The 17413-nt window shown below is 64.6% G+C and carries 11 protein-coding genes; 6 read left to right on the forward strand and 5 right to left on the reverse strand.

The features are described 5' to 3' along the window. The first annotated feature begins 81 nt into the window (after positions 1 to 81). Positions 82 to 2538: a TonB-dependent receptor gene (locus BM338_RS03815; protein ID WP_090449489.1), complete on the forward strand. Its 2457-nt coding sequence runs from the start codon at positions 82 to 84 to the stop codon at positions 2536 to 2538. 6 nt (positions 2539 to 2544) lie between these two features. After that, on the forward strand, positions 2545 to 3966 hold the full coding sequence (locus BM338_RS03820) for a coniferyl aldehyde dehydrogenase (protein WP_218156289.1): 1422 nt from the start codon (positions 2545 to 2547) through the stop codon (positions 3964 to 3966). A 572-nt stretch (positions 3967 to 4538) separates the two neighbouring features. On the opposite strand, the gene BM338_RS03825 is transcribed toward BM338_RS03820, so the two are convergent. Next, positions 4539 to 5975, reverse strand: a complete 1437-nt coding sequence (locus tag BM338_RS03825) for an OmpP1/FadL family transporter (protein WP_090449490.1) — start codon at positions 5973 to 5975, stop codon at positions 4539 to 4541. A gap of 298 nt (positions 5976 to 6273) precedes the next feature. Between BM338_RS03825 and BM338_RS03830 the strand changes: the two genes are divergently transcribed. Continuing rightward, complete coding sequence (locus tag BM338_RS03830) at positions 6274 to 6570, forward strand: YcgL domain-containing protein (protein WP_090449491.1); 297 nt, start codon at positions 6274 to 6276, stop codon at positions 6568 to 6570. A 73-nt stretch (positions 6571 to 6643) separates the two neighbouring features. After that, positions 6644 to 10123 carry an ankyrin repeat domain-containing protein gene (locus tag BM338_RS03835; protein ID WP_090449492.1) on the forward strand — a complete coding sequence of 1160 codons (3480 nt, stop codon included), beginning with the start codon at positions 6644 to 6646 and terminating at the stop codon, positions 10121 to 10123. A gap of 57 nt (positions 10124 to 10180) precedes the next feature. Here BM338_RS03835 and BM338_RS03840 read toward each other — a convergent pair whose 3' ends face one another. From BM338_RS03840 to BM338_RS03850, 3 genes are all read right to left on the reverse strand, one after another. Further along, positions 10181 to 11278: a glycosyltransferase family 9 protein gene (locus BM338_RS03840; RefSeq protein ID WP_090449493.1), complete on the reverse strand. Its 1098-nt coding sequence runs from the start codon at positions 11276 to 11278 to the stop codon at positions 10181 to 10183. Between the two features lie 159 nt (positions 11279 to 11437). Then, positions 11438 to 13270, reverse strand: coding sequence for a monovalent cation:proton antiporter-2 (CPA2) family protein (locus BM338_RS03845; protein WP_090449494.1), 1833 nt, complete (start codon positions 13268 to 13270; stop codon positions 11438 to 11440). Positions 13271 to 13782: 512 nt separating this feature from the next. After that, positions 13783 to 14676, reverse strand: a complete 894-nt coding sequence (locus BM338_RS03850) for a LysR substrate-binding domain-containing protein (RefSeq protein WP_090450100.1) — start codon at positions 14674 to 14676, stop codon at positions 13783 to 13785. 103 nt (positions 14677 to 14779) lie between these two features. On the opposite strand from BM338_RS03850, the gene BM338_RS03855 reads away from it, so the two are divergent. After that, positions 14780 to 15367, forward strand: coding sequence for a DUF4865 family protein (locus tag BM338_RS03855; RefSeq protein WP_090449495.1), 588 nt, complete (start codon positions 14780 to 14782; stop codon positions 15365 to 15367). Positions 15368 to 15379: 12 nt separating this feature from the next. After that, on the forward strand, positions 15380 to 15760 hold the full coding sequence (locus BM338_RS03860; RefSeq protein ID WP_090449496.1) for a tautomerase family protein: 381 nt from the start codon (positions 15380 to 15382) through the stop codon (positions 15758 to 15760). Between the two features lie 615 nt (positions 15761 to 16375). Here BM338_RS03860 and hemB read toward each other — a convergent pair. After that, entirely contained in the window at positions 16376 to 17368 is a 993-nt protein-coding gene (hemB, locus tag BM338_RS03865) for a porphobilinogen synthase (protein ID WP_090449497.1), read from the reverse strand. Positions 17369 to 17413 lie beyond the last annotated feature (45 nt).

A 17413-nucleotide genomic window follows, 5' to 3' on the forward strand; every position in this document is an offset into this window, starting at 1 on the left:
GGCGAGGCCTGCAGCACCACTAACGAAAAACGCATCGAGGCCGTCTTGCCACGGCTTCACCATCGAGGGGAGAAACCGGTGATGAGCATCCGTCCACGTCCGCTGTCCATCAGCCTTCGTCAGTTGCTGGGCGGCACCGCCCTGCTGCTCTGCATGCAACCCGCGTTCGCTGACGACCAGACGCAGAGCACGCCACCGGCCAACCCGAACGATACCGCCGACCCGGCCAAGGCCAAGCTGCTCGGCAACATCACTGTCACCGCGCAAAGCCGTAACCAGGAAATGCAGTCGGTGCCGATCCCCTTGCAGATCATCACTGCGAAACAGGTGGACATGCTGGCGGCCACCGACCTCAGCAAGATGGATCTGTTCGTGCCCGGCCTGGTGGTCAGCGCGGATCAGCCGACGCAGCCGAACTATCAGTTGCGCGGCATCTCCACCAGCGACTTCGGCGTCGGTACGGAACCGGCCGTGGGTGTGTACATCAACGGTGTGTACGCCGCGCGCTCCGGCGGCGCACTGCTCGCCTTCAACGACCTGCAACGCGTGGAAGTGCTGAAGGGTCCGCAGGGCACCTTGTTTGGCCGTAACGCGGCAGCCGGCGCCATCTCCATCATCACCAACGAACCCACCGACCGCTTCGAAGGCAAGGCGCGCCTGCGCGTCGGCAACTACGGCAAGGTCTACGGCGACGCGCTGATCAACCTGCCGATCAACCAGGACATGGCCCTGCGCGTCAGCGCCTACGACAACCAGAGCGACGGCTGGATCAAAGACGCCACCACCGGCAAGCGCTATGGCGAAGACAATGACTGGGGCACTCGCGCCGTGTTCCGCTGGAACATCACGCCGGATACCCGCATGCTGCTGTCGTGGGATCACGAGAAGCTCAATCAGCCGCCGAAACCGGCGATCGGCCTGATTCCGCTCTCCAACGACACCAACCAGCGGCCGCCCTTCCCGCCTGATCCGACCACCTATCTCAACCCGCTGCACGCACCGCTATACAACGACGCAGTGGGCGGTCGCGAGTCACGCACCTTCGACGGTGTGACCTTGTCGCTGGATCACTCCTTCAGTTGGGGCAGCCTGGTTTCCACCACGGCATGGCGTGGCTTCGACACGTTCAACCGCGGCGATTACGACGGCACCAACCACATCGTCAGCTATCTCGATACCACCAACATCGAGCACAACAACAGCTGGTACCAGGAGTTCAAACTGTCGGGCACCACCGGCATCGCCGACTGGGTCGGTGGCGTCAGCTACTACCAGGAGCAGGCGCGCCAGACCAGCCAGACCAACATCTTCACCGACAGCCTCGACACGCTCGCCAACAACGTGATGGGCGTGGGCACGCCGCTTACCGATATCAGCAATGCGCTGGCCGGCATGGGCCTGCCCTATACGCTGCTCGGCGACCCGTGGCACGAAGCGATCAGCAACGTCGGCAAGTTCAAAGCCTACGCGGCCTTCGGCGACGTGATCTGGCATATCAACGACCGCTTCAATGTCACCACCGGCATCCGCTACACGCGCGACCAGAAGACCTTCAGCTGGTACAACATGCCGCGCAGCGCGCCGCAGTTCGACGGCACCGTGCAGGCTCTGGACCAGGCCGGCATCCTCGCCGCACTGCCGCCGGAAGCGCAGATGGCTTTGGCCGCGTTCGGCAACAACATCATCTTCACCGACGCCGTCGGTGTGCCGGTGCGATTCAAGAACACCTGGAACAATTTCAGCCCGCGTGTGGTGGTGGACTACAAGTTCACGCCGGACATCATGGGCTACGCCTCGGTGACCAAGGGTTACAAGGCCGGCGGCTACAACAGCGTGCAGGTGGGTTCGCGCTTCGCGCCGGAAAAGGTCATCAACTACGAAGCGGGCCTCAAGACCACGCTTCCCGAATACAACCTGCTGCTCAACGGCTCGGTGTACTACTACCGCTACGACAACAAGCAGTCGCTCACGCTCGATCCGAACAGCGCCGGCTCCGGCGTACCGCGCTACCTGGTCAACAGCACCAACCAGGAGGCCAAGGGCCTGGAACTGGAAGCACAGTGGCAGCCCATCACCGATCTCCGCCTCAATTTCACCGGTGCTTACATCGACGCCACGTATCGTAAAGCGGTGGCGGATTCCGGCGCTGACCTGACTGGCCAGCCCACCGGCGAACCGCGTTTCTCGTACACCGCCGGCCTCGCCTACACCATACGCAACGTGGCGAACGGCTCGCTGGAATTCGACCTCAACTATGCCTACCGCGGCCCTACCCGCTGCAATAACGATTCACTGCTGCAAGGCACCTGCCAGATCAGCCCCAATTTCAAGATCGGCGAAAGCCAGCAGCGCACCGACGCGCGGATCGACTGGCGTTCGGCCGGCGATCGCTGGGGCGTCGCGCTGTTTGCCAGCAACCTGTTCAACAACCGCTACGTGAGGGGCGTGGATAACATCAGCTCTACCGTATTCGGCACCCCCTACGCCAGCATCACGCCACCGCGCATGTGGGGCGTGGAACTCCGGGCCAAGTTCTAAAACACGATGAACGATATCGACCAGACCACTCCGATGCTCACCAGCGCGCTGCAACGCATGCGCGATGCCCATGCGCGCGACCCCATGCCCGCGTGGTCCGCGCGGGCTGCGCGACTGCGTGCTCTGCAAGCCTTGATCACCGAGCATCGCAGCGATATCGCCAAAGCGATCAATGACGACTTCGGCGGCCGGCCGGCGGAAGAAACCGATCTGCTGGAAGTGTTTCCCAGTTTGTCCGCGATTCGCCATGCGCTACGCCACGGCCGTCGCTGGATGAAACCGAAGCGCAGCTTGCCCGGCCTGCTGTTCATGCCCGCGCGCAATGAAGTACGCCCACAGCCACTGGGTGTGGTGGGTGTGATCGTGCCGTGGAATTACCCGCTCTATCTCGCCATCGGCCCGATGGTCGACGCGCTTGCCGCCGGCAATCGCGTGATGGTGAAGATGAGTGAGTTCACGCCGAACTTCTCGGCCTTGTTCGCCAAGCTGGTCGAGCGTTATTTCCAGCCCGACGAAGTGCACGTGGTGAACGGCGACGCCAGCGTCGCGCAGGCTTTTTCCGCGTTGCCCTTCGATCACCTGCTGTTCACCGGCTCCACCGCCGTCGGCCGCCACGTGATGCGCGCAGCGTCCGCGAACCTCACGCCCGTCACCCTCGAACTCGGCGGCAAATCACCGGCGATCATCGGTCCCGGCGCGCGGCTCGACCATGCGGTGGAACGCATCCTGCTCGGCAAACTGTTCAATGCTGGCCAGACCTGCATCGCCCCCGACTACGTGCTACTGCCGCGCGAACACCTGCAAGCGTTCGTCGCCACCGCGCGCAACACCGTCGCGCGTCTCTATCCAGCGCTACATGACAACACGCAATACGCCAGCATCGTCTCCGACCGCCAATACGAACGACTCGCCACGCTGCGCGACCACGCCCTGCGCGACGGTGCCCGCGCCGAACCGCTCGGCGAAGGCAACGACCAACCCGCGCGCCGCCGCCTGATGCCCGTCATGCTCACTAATGTCGACGACGACATGACCGTGATGCAGGAAGAAATCTTCGGCCCGTTACTGCCGCTGGTGCCCTACGACACCATCGACCAGGCCATCGCCTACGTCGCCGCGCACCCCCATCCCCTGGCGCTATATCTGTTCGAACAGGATCGCCGCATCATCGACAACGTCCTCACCCGCACCCTCGCCGGCGGCGTCAGCATCAACGACACGCTGTATCACATCGCCCAGCACGAACTCCCCTTCGGCGGCGTCGGCCCCTCAGGCATGGGCGGCTACCACGGCGAAGCCGGCTTCCGCACCTTCTCGCATATGAAACCCGTCTTCCACCAGGCGCGCCTTAACGGCGCCGGTCTACTCAACCCGCCATATGGCGAGCGCTTCAAGCACATGCTGAGCATCATGCTCAAACGCGGTTGAGCAAAACGCCGTCTCGAGCACCCATCACCCCTCCCCAACCCTCCCCTGTCTCACGGGACTAGCTTCGCGTCGCAAGCAGGGGAGGGAGCAAAAGCACTGAAACGCGAAGCGAGCCGTGACCGACGCCTTGCGTAGCGGTGAGGGTTCGACGATCAGTTCTAGAAGAAAGCCATCCCGACGCCTGACACTGGAAACGGCGCAGCTACAAAGCACACTGCCTGCTCTCAGGCCATTTCTCTTTGGTTACTTTCTCTTTGGGCCAGCAAAGAGAAAGTGACCCGAGCCGCGGCAGCGGTTCGGAAGCCCGCGGCAGGCGAGCCAGGGCACGCAGACGCTAAGACCGAGCGATAACGCCACTGGATGACCAGCTTCGCTGTTGAAAAGCTCCTCCGGCCTTCGCCGGAATGACGAGGTAGGGGGAATGGCTCAAGACCGAACCCTCACGACCCTCTCCCGGTGGGCGAAGGCAAAGCACCACCACGAAATCCACAACATTTCACACAGCACAAAAAAACCTCCCCGCTTTCGCGGGGAGGCTTCATCCATCCAAAACTCCAACCGCTAAATCGCGATCAGAACTTGTACTGCGCCGAAACACCCAGCAAGTTACCGTAATCGTCATAGCTACCCGTCAACACATCGCCGGTCGAGCTGACCGAACCATTGACGTGCGCGCTATTGACGAAGATATGCGTATAGCCGGCATTGATCTCGAAATGCTCACTGGCCTTGTAGCCAACGCCCAGCGAAACCAGCTGACGGGTCGAGTCAGGCACGCGCGGATCGCGGTTGCTGGCGCGGGTCGGGGTGGTATCCACCGCAACACCGGCGCGCAGGGTGAGCTTTTCGTTGACGTAGTAATCGCCACCCACCGAGATGTACCAGGTGTTGCGCCAGTTGAACGGCTCGACCGTCGGCGGCTGAGCCGGGTTGTCGTACTTCACGGTGAGCTGCTTCAGCACATCCCACTTGGTCCATGCCACGTCCATGCCGAGGCCGAACTTCTCTTCCTGATGCCAATAGCTGGCCGTCGCCGAAGCCGGCGTGGTCAGCGCGGCCGTACCGCCGGTGTGCTGGAACGGCACGGCGCCGCCGAGCAGCGCGCCGACCTGCGGGCTGGCCAGCAGGGCCTGCACGTTGGTCGGGACGGTGAAGTTGGCGGTGCCCTGGATCGTGTGCGAGATCTTGGAGTGGTAGTTCAGCGCCAGCCGATCATTCGGGCTGAGCTTCCAGTAACCACCCAACTGCCAACCATAGGCCCAGTCATCGCCCTTGATGGTGGCGTAGCCGTCCGAACCCGGGGGCACGATGACACTGACCTGCTGAGCCAGCCCCTGCGCCTGCGCCGGGGTGATCTTGCCGGCCGCAGCGGCTTGCTGGACCACGCCAAGGCCCACGCTATTGAAGTTGATGGCGCTGGTGAGCGTCGCGCTGGTGCGCTGCGCGACCACGCTGGCGCCCAAAGCGAACGTATCGGTGACGTCATACGACGCCGATAGCGTGGCATCCAGGGATTCGAGCTTGGTCTTGACGGCGTTGTAGCGGCCGACCCAGTTCTTGTCGTACTCGGTCTGGAAACCGAACGGCACCGAGAAACCACCGCCGACGTGCCAGCGGTCACCGACCTGGGTGGCGAAGTACAGCGAGGGAACCGGAAGCGTGGTACCGGCGTCGCCGCCGTTGCCGCCGCTGATCGGGCGACCCAGCGCGTCGTGCGCGGAGCCACTGAATTTGGCACCGAAATTGATCGCGGTGATGTCTGCCTGGAAGTAGGTGCCCTTCAGGTCGCTCATCGCCGCGGGATTGTTCACCACGACGGAAGCATCGTCACCGGCTGTCGCCGAACCGGCATAGGCACGGCCCATACCCTTCACACTGTTCTCATGCAGCTGGAACGCGCTGGCTTCGGCGCTCTTCGGTGCGGTCAGGGCACCGACGACGGCCAGGCTCAGCGCGGCGAACGCGAGCGGACGCGCCGCACGCGAAAAGGAACGGAAAGACTTCTGCATCGGATAGCTCCTGCTTATCGTTGGTCCGAATCGGGTCACAGTAAGGGGCTGACCGGCAAGAAAATTCATACGCGCGTTTGACATCCCCGGCCGGCACTGTGCCGGCTCGATAGAGGGCTTGCAAGTGCGGTCGCAGCAATCTGCGAGGCGATACATGCCATTACCCACCGTTTGCCATCCAATGCCGGGAGATAACGACGCCACGCGTTGACCGCAGTGACTTATCTGAGGACTATGTCGGTCTGCCGTTTGCGCCGATACACGTGCGCCTTTCCTAGTTTTAGTCGCCGGGTGTCCCATGCATTGTTTTGTCTACGCTAGCCTGCGCAAGGTCGATACCTATCTATGGTTGGCGCGCCGCGACGATTTCGGCGTGCTGCCCGAATCCCTGGTGCTAATGCTGGGCGACCTGCGCTTTGTGCTGGAGGTGGAGCTGCACCCCGGGCGCCGCCTGCCGATGGAAGACACCCGCACCGTAGTCGAACACCTCGTTGCGCAAGGCTGGCATTTGCAGCTACCGCCGTCGGAAACGCTGGCCGCCGCCAACCATCCGGCCTACACGCATCACACACCGCACGACAGCGACGACGAATGAATTCGTCCGTATCCGGCCGCCGTTAACGCCGGGTTACCTTCTGCCGTTTTGACGATTCCTATACTCCCCGCCTATGTCCTATTCCAAAACGCGTCGCCCGCCGCCTTTCCTGCAGGCCCTGCTCTGGTTCGTCCCCGGTCTGCTGGCCGTGGCGGTAGCTGCCCTCAGCGCGCATCCGCTTTCGCTGATACCGCTGCTGCTGGCGAATGCGCTGACCATGGCGGCGGTGTGCCACGCGATCGGCTTCGATCCGGAGCCGCAGTACGGGCGCACGGTGCTACGGCGGGGCGCGGCGCATCTGGTGATGTTCACCGGCTATGTCGTGCTGGTGTTCGTGCTGATCGCCTGGCCGATGCTGAAGTTGAACCAGGAACACAGCCTCGGCGCGACCCTGATGCTGGCCGCGGCACTGGTGATCGCGCTGACCGCGCTATGGCGCGTCTGGCCCGCGTTCGGACTGGTCTATGTCTGGGACGATGCCTACCCGCCGCAGAGCGACGGTTCGTGGATCTTCACCGCGACCGCGCGCAGCGTGGCCTTTGGCCGCCATCTGTCGCGCGAAGAGCGTTTCTTCACCCATTACCTGCCGGCCGCGTTCGCGCTGCTGGTGTTGGCCTTCACCGCCATCGTACTGTCCGGCCTGTATGGCGTGCTGCCGCCGGAGCTGCGCATCACCGCGCTGGCCATCTACGGCGTCGTGCTGTTGCCGCTGGGTTGCCTGGTCATCGCCAACCGCACGTTGCGCGCGCTGCTGTGCGAAGGCCGGCGTCCGCTGCGCCAGCCGGCCGCGGGCGTCGAAGAGGCCCGCCCTACGCCAGCGCCGAAACCGAAGCCCGCTCCGCCCGTATTGAATGAGCAGGAACGCACCGCCGGTACGCCCGAACAGGCGCAGGCCCTGCTTGCCGCTACGCGCGACGGCGACATCGAACGCGCACTTGCGCTGGTCGAAGCCGGCGCCGATCCGAACACCGCCCCACCCACGAGCGACCGCGACCAGCGCCCGGTGCTGATGCTCGCCGCGCTGCTGCCCGACACCCGGCTGCTGCGCGCGCTCATCGCCAAGGGCGCCGACGTCAACCGCACCAGTGGCGGCTTCACGCCGCTGCTCGCAGTGACGCGGGATAGCTGGCACGGCCGCGCCGAAGCCGTCATGACCTTGCTCGCCAACGGCGCCAGCCCGCTGGTCACCGATGCCGACGGCAACACCGCGCTGCACGGCGCCGTGCTCACCGGCGAGCCCATGGTCGCGGCAATGCTGCTGGACGCCGGCGCGCCGGTGAACGCGCTCAATCGCAGCCGCGTCAGCCCACTCGCTGCCGCCTGCCGCGCGGCCAACTGGCCGCTGGTGAAATTCCTGCTCGAACACGGCGCCAAGCCGACACCGCCGGATGGCGAGCCGGCTCTGGTCGCCGCCGCCGGCATCGCCGATGACGACGTGGAAGGCGTGCGCCTGTTGCTCAAGCATCGCGCCGCGGTGAATGCGGTCGATGCGCGCCATCGCAGCGCCCTGATGGAAGCCGCCGCCGAAGGCCACGAACAGATCGCCCGCGTATTGCGCGGCGCCGGTGCCGACGTCGTACTGGCCGACCATCGCGGCAGCACCGCGCTGATGGAAGCCGCACGTGCCGGCGCCGTCGGCATCGTGCAGTTGCTGGCCGAAGCGCAGCCCGATGCGCGCGTGCGTGACAGCCACGGACGCGACGCGCTGACCCTGGCCTGCCAGTCGCCGCACGCGCATGCGGAAACCGTGCGCGCGCTGCTGTCGTTGGGCGCCGAGCCCAAGGCGGTCGGCAGCGACGGCCGCAGTGCGCTCGACCACGCTGCCGCCGCGGGTCGCTGGGATCTGGTGACGCTGCTCGATCCGGAAACGCCGCTGCCCACCAACTTGCGCTTCGACGAAGCCATGCCCGAAGGCGCCGACACGCCGGCACATCTGCTCGACGCGCTGCGCTTTGGCCATTGGGCGGTGGTGTCCACCTTTACCCAGCGCGTGCGCGAATGGCCGCAATCGCAGCTGGCCCAGCTTTATCTGGATTTGGCCGGCCCCGGTCTCGGCAGCGCCCGCCGCTGGCTGCTCGACCACGCACTGTCGCCGGAGGCACGCCTGCAACCGCAACTGGTCGACGATGCCGAAGTCGCCGAAGGCGTGCCGCACGCCGCGCTGCCGCCACTCGGCCGCCGCCTGTTCGATGCCCTGCTGCTGCAATTGCCCGCATCCAGCGAAGCCATCGAGGACTTGCTCGATGCCGGCGCCACGCCGGCGGGTACGGGACTGCTGGCCCAGGCACTGCAACGCCTCGACAACAACAGCGCGGCCACTATCGCGCTGGCTCTGAATCTGCTCGAACGCGGCGCCGATCCCTTCGGCACCGATACGCGCGAGCGCACACCGGTGCATCTCGCCGCCGCGCAGGGACAGTTGCCGGTGTTACAGGCGCTGCTCACGCGCGGCTGCAATCCAAACACGCGCGACACGCAAGGCCGCACGCCACTGTTCGCCGCGCTGGAGCATGGTGAAAAGGCCCTGCCGCTGGTGCGCGCACTGGTGGCGCATGGCGCCGACGCAGAAGCCACCGACGCCAACGGCGAAACGCCGCTGGGCCTGGCCTTTGAACACGACGAAATCGAGCGCTGGCTGGACTGGGGCGACTGGACACGCCCGCGCCGACCGCTACGCGCGGACGATCTACCGGCCGCGGCTGCCGTTGGCGCTCTGGCCGCGGTAGAACGCCTGCTCGATCTCGGCTACGCGGTGAACACACAGGATCGCCAGGGCGCCAGCGCACTACTGCACGCCTGCGGCACCGGCCATCGCGACATCGCCGCACGCCTGCTCGATGCCGGCGCTGATACCACGCTCGCTGCCGCCAATGGCATGACGCCGCTGGCCGCTGCCGTCGCCGCCCGTCGTGACACCCTGGTCAGCCTGCTCATGGCGCATGACGTAGCCGCCGACCAGCGCCTGCCCGGCGACGCCACCGCACTGATGGTGGCCGCGGCGATGGGCTACCCCGAGATCGCCGAGCAATTGCTGGATGCCGGTGCCGACGTCAACGCCGTCGACGCGCGCGGCCATAGCGCACTGCATGCCGCGGCGCAGTTCGGTTTTGAACACAACGACAGCCTACGCGCGCGCCGCCTGTTCGACACGCTGCTCAAGCGCGACGCCGACGTGAACCGCGCCGATGCCGAAGGCAAGACACCACTGCTGTTGCTGCTCGGTGCGCATATGCGCCCGGGCAGCGACTGCGATGCCACCCACATCGGCGCCCTGGTGCCGGTGCTGCTGGATGCCGGCGCGCGTCTTGAGCACGCCGATCAGCGCGGCGTCACCGCGCTACACGCGTGTGCCATGCACGCCTTGTTGCCGCCGGCCCGCGTGCTGCTTGCGCGCGGCGCCGACCGCGCGGCAGTCGATGCGTTCGGCCGCTCTGCCGCGGACGTGGCGCGCCAGCTTGGTTTTGTCGATATCGCGCACGAACTCGCTGCGCGCAGCGGTGCGATGCCCAGCGTGCGGCAGACCCTGCGTCAGCCGGCCCAACCAGCCGATTAAGGTAAGAGCGCACCCTGTGCGCGATGCGGCCCGCCAGGGCCGCTGTGTTGGATGCAATTACGAGGCAAGAGCACGGCCCTCACGGGGGGCCGCATCGCGCACTGGGTGCGCTCCCACAGGTAGGTGCCACCAGGCCTGTACGACGGTTTCCATGTCGATCTGATCGATCCGGCCAGTCTTCGGCAGGCCGCCGATAACCGTGACGGCACTGCCGCGTCCACTGCGTGGCGCCCACGTGCAAGGCCAGCGATTGCCGAATAGCACCACCAAGGGGCAGCCAACGGCCGCGGCAAGATGTGCCGGCCCGGTATCCACCGAAACCATGCTGTGCGCGATTTCCAGCAGGCCTCGCAAATGGCCCAGCGGCAGGCCGCCGGCGGGTGCGATCACATGCGGGTGATTCGTCGCGTAGCGGATCGTCTCCAGATAACCCGCTTCCGCCGCCGAACCACATAGCAACACGCGCGCCTCCGGGTGCCATTGCAGGATGGCGCGCGCCAGCCCCGCCCAGCGTTCGACCGGCCATGATTTGTCGTCGTCGTTAGCGGCACGCACGCCGTTCCAGCGCATGGTGCGTTTGTTCGCGGGTTGCAGCAGCACCAGCGGGCGGCCGTCGATACCCTGCGCGCGCAGCCAGACGCGTACGTCGGCACGCTCACTTGCCGTGGGAAGGAGCTGTGGCGCAGCCGATAAAACAGCCTGGCACATCGCGGTGCCCTCGAAAGCCGCAGGTGTCCGATCGGCGAAACGCAGCAGCCAGTCCACCCAATGCTCGCCCTCCTGCATTGGAATGTCCTCGATGAACACGCATTGCTCTGGCGGCACGCGCGCCAGGGCCAGCATGGGACGCACCTTGGTGCGAGTGCGCACATCGGGCTCGCAGATATAGAACGGCGCGTCACTCACTTGGCGCAATGCCAGGGCGACGCGCAGACGCTGCGGATGTAACCAGAGCGATCCGTGCTGACTCGGAAAATGCAGCACTTCACCCACGTCGTCATTGGGTTCGTACAACACCCGAGACCAATCGCCTATCGCCACCAGGCGGCAGGGCGCGCCGTAGCGCTGGCGCAGCTTGTGCAACAGCGGCTGCAACATCACCGTGTCGCCGAGGCGACCGAACCGGATGACTACCGGAGATTGGGTTGCAGGCATAGGCACACGGGACACATGCAAGCATCGGGACCGGCCCGACCCGGAAGCGGCCTACCCCCCGGCAGCACGGCTTCGCGACCCCGCTATGTTTACCCGTTATGTGTCGAAATGAGTTACGGAAATAACGCAATTTGCCGCGCCATCAGCGCGGATTCACGCTCAGCTTTGATCCCGCAGTAGCTCCGCCGGCGGCTGCTCCAGTTCCTGCTTGGCAGTGGGTTCCTCGTCGGCATCGAACAGATGCAGCAAGTCGTTGAGTGCTTCCTTGGAGGTCTGCACCAGACGGGTCTCGTCGTCGTAAACCAAGTACTGCGCCTTCAGCAGCTTCACATCGTGCTGACGGAAGCGCTCCACGCGGTCGGCCGCCAGCTCGCTGGACAGGCCCAGCGCCTCCAGGGTCTTGCGCGTCATCTTGAGGCTGGAGTGGAAGGTCTCGCGCACCGGCTCCTCCACCCCCAGGTCCATCAGACGGAACACGTGCTGGCGATTGCGTGCCCGCGCGATGATCTTCAGGTGCGGATACTGGCGGCGCACCAGGCGCGCGATACGCAGATTGGCTTCCGGATCATCCGTCGCCAGCACAAACACCTCGGCCTGATCGGCCTGCGCCGCACGCAGCAGGTCAGGTCGCGCCGGATCGCCGAAAAATAGTGACGTATTGTTGAAGCGGCGCAGCGTATCCATCTGCTCCACCGACGACTCCAGCGCCACAAACGGAATGCGTTGCGCGCGCAGCACGCGGCCGACGATCTGCCCCATGCGGCCAAAGCCGGCGATGATCACACGCGGCGCGTCGGTTTCGATGGTGTCGTACTCGCGCTCCGGCTTCTTCGCCTTCACGTCGATCAGCTTGGCGATCATCACCACCAGCAATGGCGTCACTGCCATCGACAAGGTGATCGCCAGCACGATCAGGTTCTGTAGCGACTCGCCGATCAAACGCTGTTCCGCCGCCTGCTTTAACACCACGAAAGCGAATTCGCCGCCGCAGGCCAGCAACACCACCATGCGCAGGGTATCGGCGTTATTGAGCGCGCCGACGATGCGCCCCAGCGGCCACAGCAGCAGCCCCTTCACCGCCAGCACGCCCAGGGTCAGGCCCAGCACCAGCAAGGGTTTGTGCAGCAGCGTCGCCACATCCATCGACATGCCGACGCTGATAAAGAACAGACCAAGCAGCAGGCCTTTGAACGGCTCGATATGCGATTCCAGCTCGTGCCGATACTCCGAATCCGCCAGCAGCACGCCGGCCAGGAACGCGCCCAGCGTCGACGACACGCCAACTTCTTCCATCAACCACGCCGTGCCCAACACCACCAGCAAGGCTGTCGCGGTGGAGACCTCTTGCGCATTCGCACGCGCCACGAAGCGGAACACCGGACGCAGCAGATAACGGCCACCTACCACCACCGCCACGATCGCACCGATCGTCTGCAGGATCGCTCGCGAGTCCAAACCGTGCGGCGAGGCGGAGCTCGCCAACAGCGGCACCATCGCGATCAGCGGAATAGCGGCGAGATCCTGAAACAGCAGAATGGCGAAGGTCTGCCGCCCATAAGCCGAACCAGCCTCTTTGCGCTCCGCCAGAATCTGCAAACCAAACGCGGTGGACGACAGCGCCAGGCTGCCGCCGACAATAGCCGAGGCATTGGCCGTGAGGCCGAACAGATAAAAACAGGCCAGGCCAATCGCCAGACCGCAAGACAGCACCTGCAATACACCGGCACCAAACACCGAACGCCGCATCACCCACAAACGCTGCGGCGACAACTCCAGGCCGATCACAAACAGCATCAGCACCACACCAAACTCAGAGATCGTCGCCACACCCTCGGTGTCACTGACTAACCCAAGCACCTGCGGCCCGATCGCCATACCCGCCAACAAAAAGCCCAGCACCGCGCCCAAACGGAAGCGCTTGGTCAGCGGCACGGCAATCACCGTCGCCAGCAAAAACACCAGCGCGGCATTGAGAAAAGAATGGCTTTCCACGTACTCGCCCGACAGCGGAGGGATAAGGTGATTATTCCACGCGGCTGCGCACAGCGAACGCCGAGGGCGCATGAAATTGCGCGCCGCGTGTCATTCCGTTGCACACCGGAATGACCAGGTAGAAGCGTCATCCCAAGCACCCACCCCTCACCCCAACCCTCTCTCCGGAGGGGAGAGGGAGCACGGCTCTAAAAGGCGATGCGAAGCGAGCCCGTAACGGGTCCCCTGTGGAGTGGTGAGGGTTGGACGAAAAGGCCCGCAGGGGAACCGGCATGGATGCCGGTTCCTTTTCGACACGACAGGGACGTCGTGTCGAAAAGCCCGGCCAACCCTCACGGACCCGCAGGCGTAGCCGGAGGGCGCGTAAGAGGGGTGCCTTTTCTTTTGGTTACTTTTCTTTGGGCAAGCAAAGAAAAGTGACTCGGCCTCCGGCAGGAGGACGAAAGCCCGCCGCAGGCGAACCCGGTCGCGACAACCAGGCGACAACGCCACTGGATTATCGCCAGCACCGCTCAACCGTGCAAAGGAAACCCGTCCAACCGCTGCCTCAAAATACTTTCCAACCGCGCCACCGCAGGCGCCAACTCCGCCTCCGCCCGATGCAAACAAAGCCCAAGCACCGGCATCACAGGAAGCCCCACCTCCCCCACCTCCAACACCCGCACCGCCCCCGGCAACCCCACCCGCGTCCGCAACGCCACCCCCAACCCCGCCGCCACCGCCGCCCATATCCCGGCAAGGCTCGCACTGGTAAACGCAATCCGCCAAGGCACCCCCGCGCGATCCAGCGCCGCCGTCGCCGCCGTCCGCATCAGGCATGGCGCATCCAGCGAAACCAGCGGCAACGGTTCACCGCTATCGCGCGACCAGCCAGGCTCACCATCCGCCGCACCGATCCAGCACATCGGCGTCTCGCCGAGACACTCGACATACGGAGTAGCGACGCCCGCATCCCATGCCAGCGCCAGATCGAGCCGACCAGTGGTCACCCGATCGAGTAATTCCGCATTGCGCGCAATGCGCGCCTCGATGCGCACCTTGGGATGCGCGCGTGCGAAACGGCCGAGCACATCCGGCAACAACGACTCGCCGAAATCCTCCTGCAGACCCAGCCGTATCCAGCCTTCGAGTTCCGCACCGTGAATCGCGGCCGCGGCTTCGTCATTGAGTTCGAGCAGGCGGCGCGCATAACCCAGCATGGTTTCGCCCGCGTCGGTCAGCGCCATGCCGCGGCCCTGCCGGCGCAAGAGCGGCGTACCCGCCTGCTCCTCCAGCTTCTTCAACTGCGCGCTCACCGCCGAGGTGGAGCGGCCAAGCCGATCGGCCGCCTTGGCGAAACTGCCCAGCTCCACGCCGAGCGCGAAGCTGCGCAGTACGTCAAGGTCGAAATGAATCCGCCGTGTCATGACCATCCCAAATTAATGGATTATCAATCCCATATTTCCCGATTTTCAGGACAACATTGCCGCGCTACGGTACGCCTCGTCAATGCCGCGAAAGGGCTTCCCCATGCTCGCCATGCAATACAGCTTCGTCCTGCCCGCCGACTACGACATGGCGGTCATCCGCCAGCGCATCGCGGACAAAGGCCATCTACTCGACCACTTCCCCGGCCTTGGCTTCAAGGCCTACCTCAGCGCCGACCGGCGCGGCGGCAGACTGAGCACCCGGCACAACCTGTATGCCCCGTTCTATCTGTGGAACCACAGCGACGGCATGAACGCTTTCCTCGGCAGCAGCGGCTTCGCCGGCCTCACCCAGGCCTTCGGCTGGCCCACCATACAAATGTGGTCGGTATGGCATGCCCACGTTTCGCCCGATGCCACCCAGGCCATCTGCGCCTCGCGCGACATCGTCGCGATCCCGCCCTATACCGATCTCGATGAACTGCGCGAACAGGAACGCCAGCTCGCGCAAAACGACATCGCTGACGGCGCACTCGCCGCCGTCAGCGCCTTCGAACCCACCCAGTGGAACCTGATCCGCTTTCGCCTGTGGGGCGAACTGCGCGCCGAACTGGCACGCGACCATCGCCAGCTCTACGACGTCGGCCACGTCTCCCTGCCCCAGCGCACACTCGCTGAACTCACACCCTAGGAGTCCTCTTCCATGCCACTCGTTCGCATCGCCCTCCGCCGCGGCCAGTCCCCGCAATACCTCGCCGCGCTGCGCAACGGCATCTACCGCGCCATGCGCGAAACCTTCAACGTCCCTGAAAACGACCGCTTCATCCTCATCAACCAACACGACCCCGACGAATTCGACTACGACCCCAACTACCTCGGCATCTCACGCAGCGACAAGCTCGTGATCGTGCAGATCGCCTGCAACAACACCCGCACCGTCGAACAGAAACAGGCGTTCTACAAACGCATGGCGGAAGTGCTTGCGGAAGAGCCGGGGCTGAGGCCGGAAGATCTCTTCATCAATCTGCTTGAGACGGCAAAAGAGAACTGGTCGTTTGGGAATGGGATTGCGCAGTACGTGTGAGTGATTGACTGATGCGTGCAGGTGCATCAACCCAGCAAGTAGCAACGCTATGCCGAGCACCCACCCCTCACCCCAACCCTCTCCCCGGAGGGGAGAGGGAGCACGGCTTTTCTGCTCTTGCAGGGCGATGCGAAGCGAGCCGTGCACGGGTCCCCTGTGGAGCGGTGAGGGTTGGACGAAAAGGCCCGCAGGGGGATCGGCATGGATGCCGATCCCTTTTCGACACGACAGGGACGTCGTGTCGAAAAGCCCGGCCAAGCCTCACGGACCCGCAGGCGTAGCCGGAGGGCGCGCAAGAGGGGTGCCTTTTCTTTTGGTTACTTTTCTTTTGGTTACTTTTCTTTACTCCGGGCATCCATGCCCTCCGCCCTTCGGGCCAGCTGCGCTGTTCGCAGCCGCTCCTGCGGCTGCGTGGGCAAGCAAAGAAAAGTGACTCGGCCTCCGGCAGGAGGACGAAAGCCCGCGGCAGGCGAGCCAGAACACGCAGACGCAACAACCGAGCGACAACGCCACTGGATTCCGGCCTGCGCCGGAATGACGAAGTAGGAAGAGATATCGCAAGGGCCAGACTCTCACCCCGCCCTCTCCCGACGGGAGAGGAAGAAAAGCGCGTACTTACTCCCCGCGCAACCAGCGCGCAGCATCCACCGCGTAGTAAGTAAGAATCGCATCCGCCCCCGCCCGCTTGAACGCCGTCAACGACTCCAACACCACCGCCCGCTCATCCAACCACCCATTCTGCGAAGCCGCCTTCAACATCGCGTATTCACCACTCACCTGATACACAAACGTCGGCATCCCGAACGCATCCTTCACCCGTCGCAACACATCCAGATACGGCATCCCCGGCTTCACCATCACCGCATCCGCACCCTCGGTGATATCCAGCTCCACCTCTCGCAAGGCTTCGTCGCTGTTACCCACATCCATCTGATAGGTGTGCTTGTTGCCCTTGCCGAGATTCGCCGCCGAGCCCACCGCATCGCGGAACGGGCCATAGAACGCGGAGGCATATTTGGCGGAATAAGCCAGGATGCGCGTGTGGATATAGCCGGCCTCTTCCAGCGCATCGCGGATCGAGCCGATGCGGCCGTCCATCATGTCCGACGGCGCCACGAAATCCATGCCGGCCTCGGCCTGCGCCAGCGACATCTTGATCAGCGCTTCGACAGTGGGTTCGTTCATCACGTAACCGTGTTCGTCGATCAGGCCGTCCTGGCCGTGCGTGGTGTACGGGTCCAGCGCCACGTCGCCGATCAGGCCCAGCTCGGGATACTTCGCCTTCAATGCACGGGTGGCGCGCTGCATCAGGCCATCCGGATTCCACGCTTCGCGCGCATCCTCGGTCTTCACCGACGCACCGGGCGACGGGAACAACGCCAGCGCCGGAATGCCCAGACGCACGCATTCGCCGGCCAGCTTCAGCAGCTCATCGACGGAAAGCCGATCCACCCCCGGCATCGACGGCACCGGCTCGCGCTGCCCTTCGCCCTCGATCACGAACGCGACCATGATCAGGTCGCTCGCCAACAGGGTATGTTCGCGCATCAGTGCGCGGGAGAAGGCATCGCGACGCATGCGGCGCATGCGGATGGCAGGGAAGCTCATGGCGGATTCTCTCGGGGCAATAACCGGCATTTTAGCGCCACACCG

The sequence above is a fragment of the Dyella sp. OK004 genome (assembly GCF_900114495.1).
Classification (GTDB): Bacteria; Pseudomonadota; Gammaproteobacteria; order Xanthomonadales; family Rhodanobacteraceae; genus Dyella_D.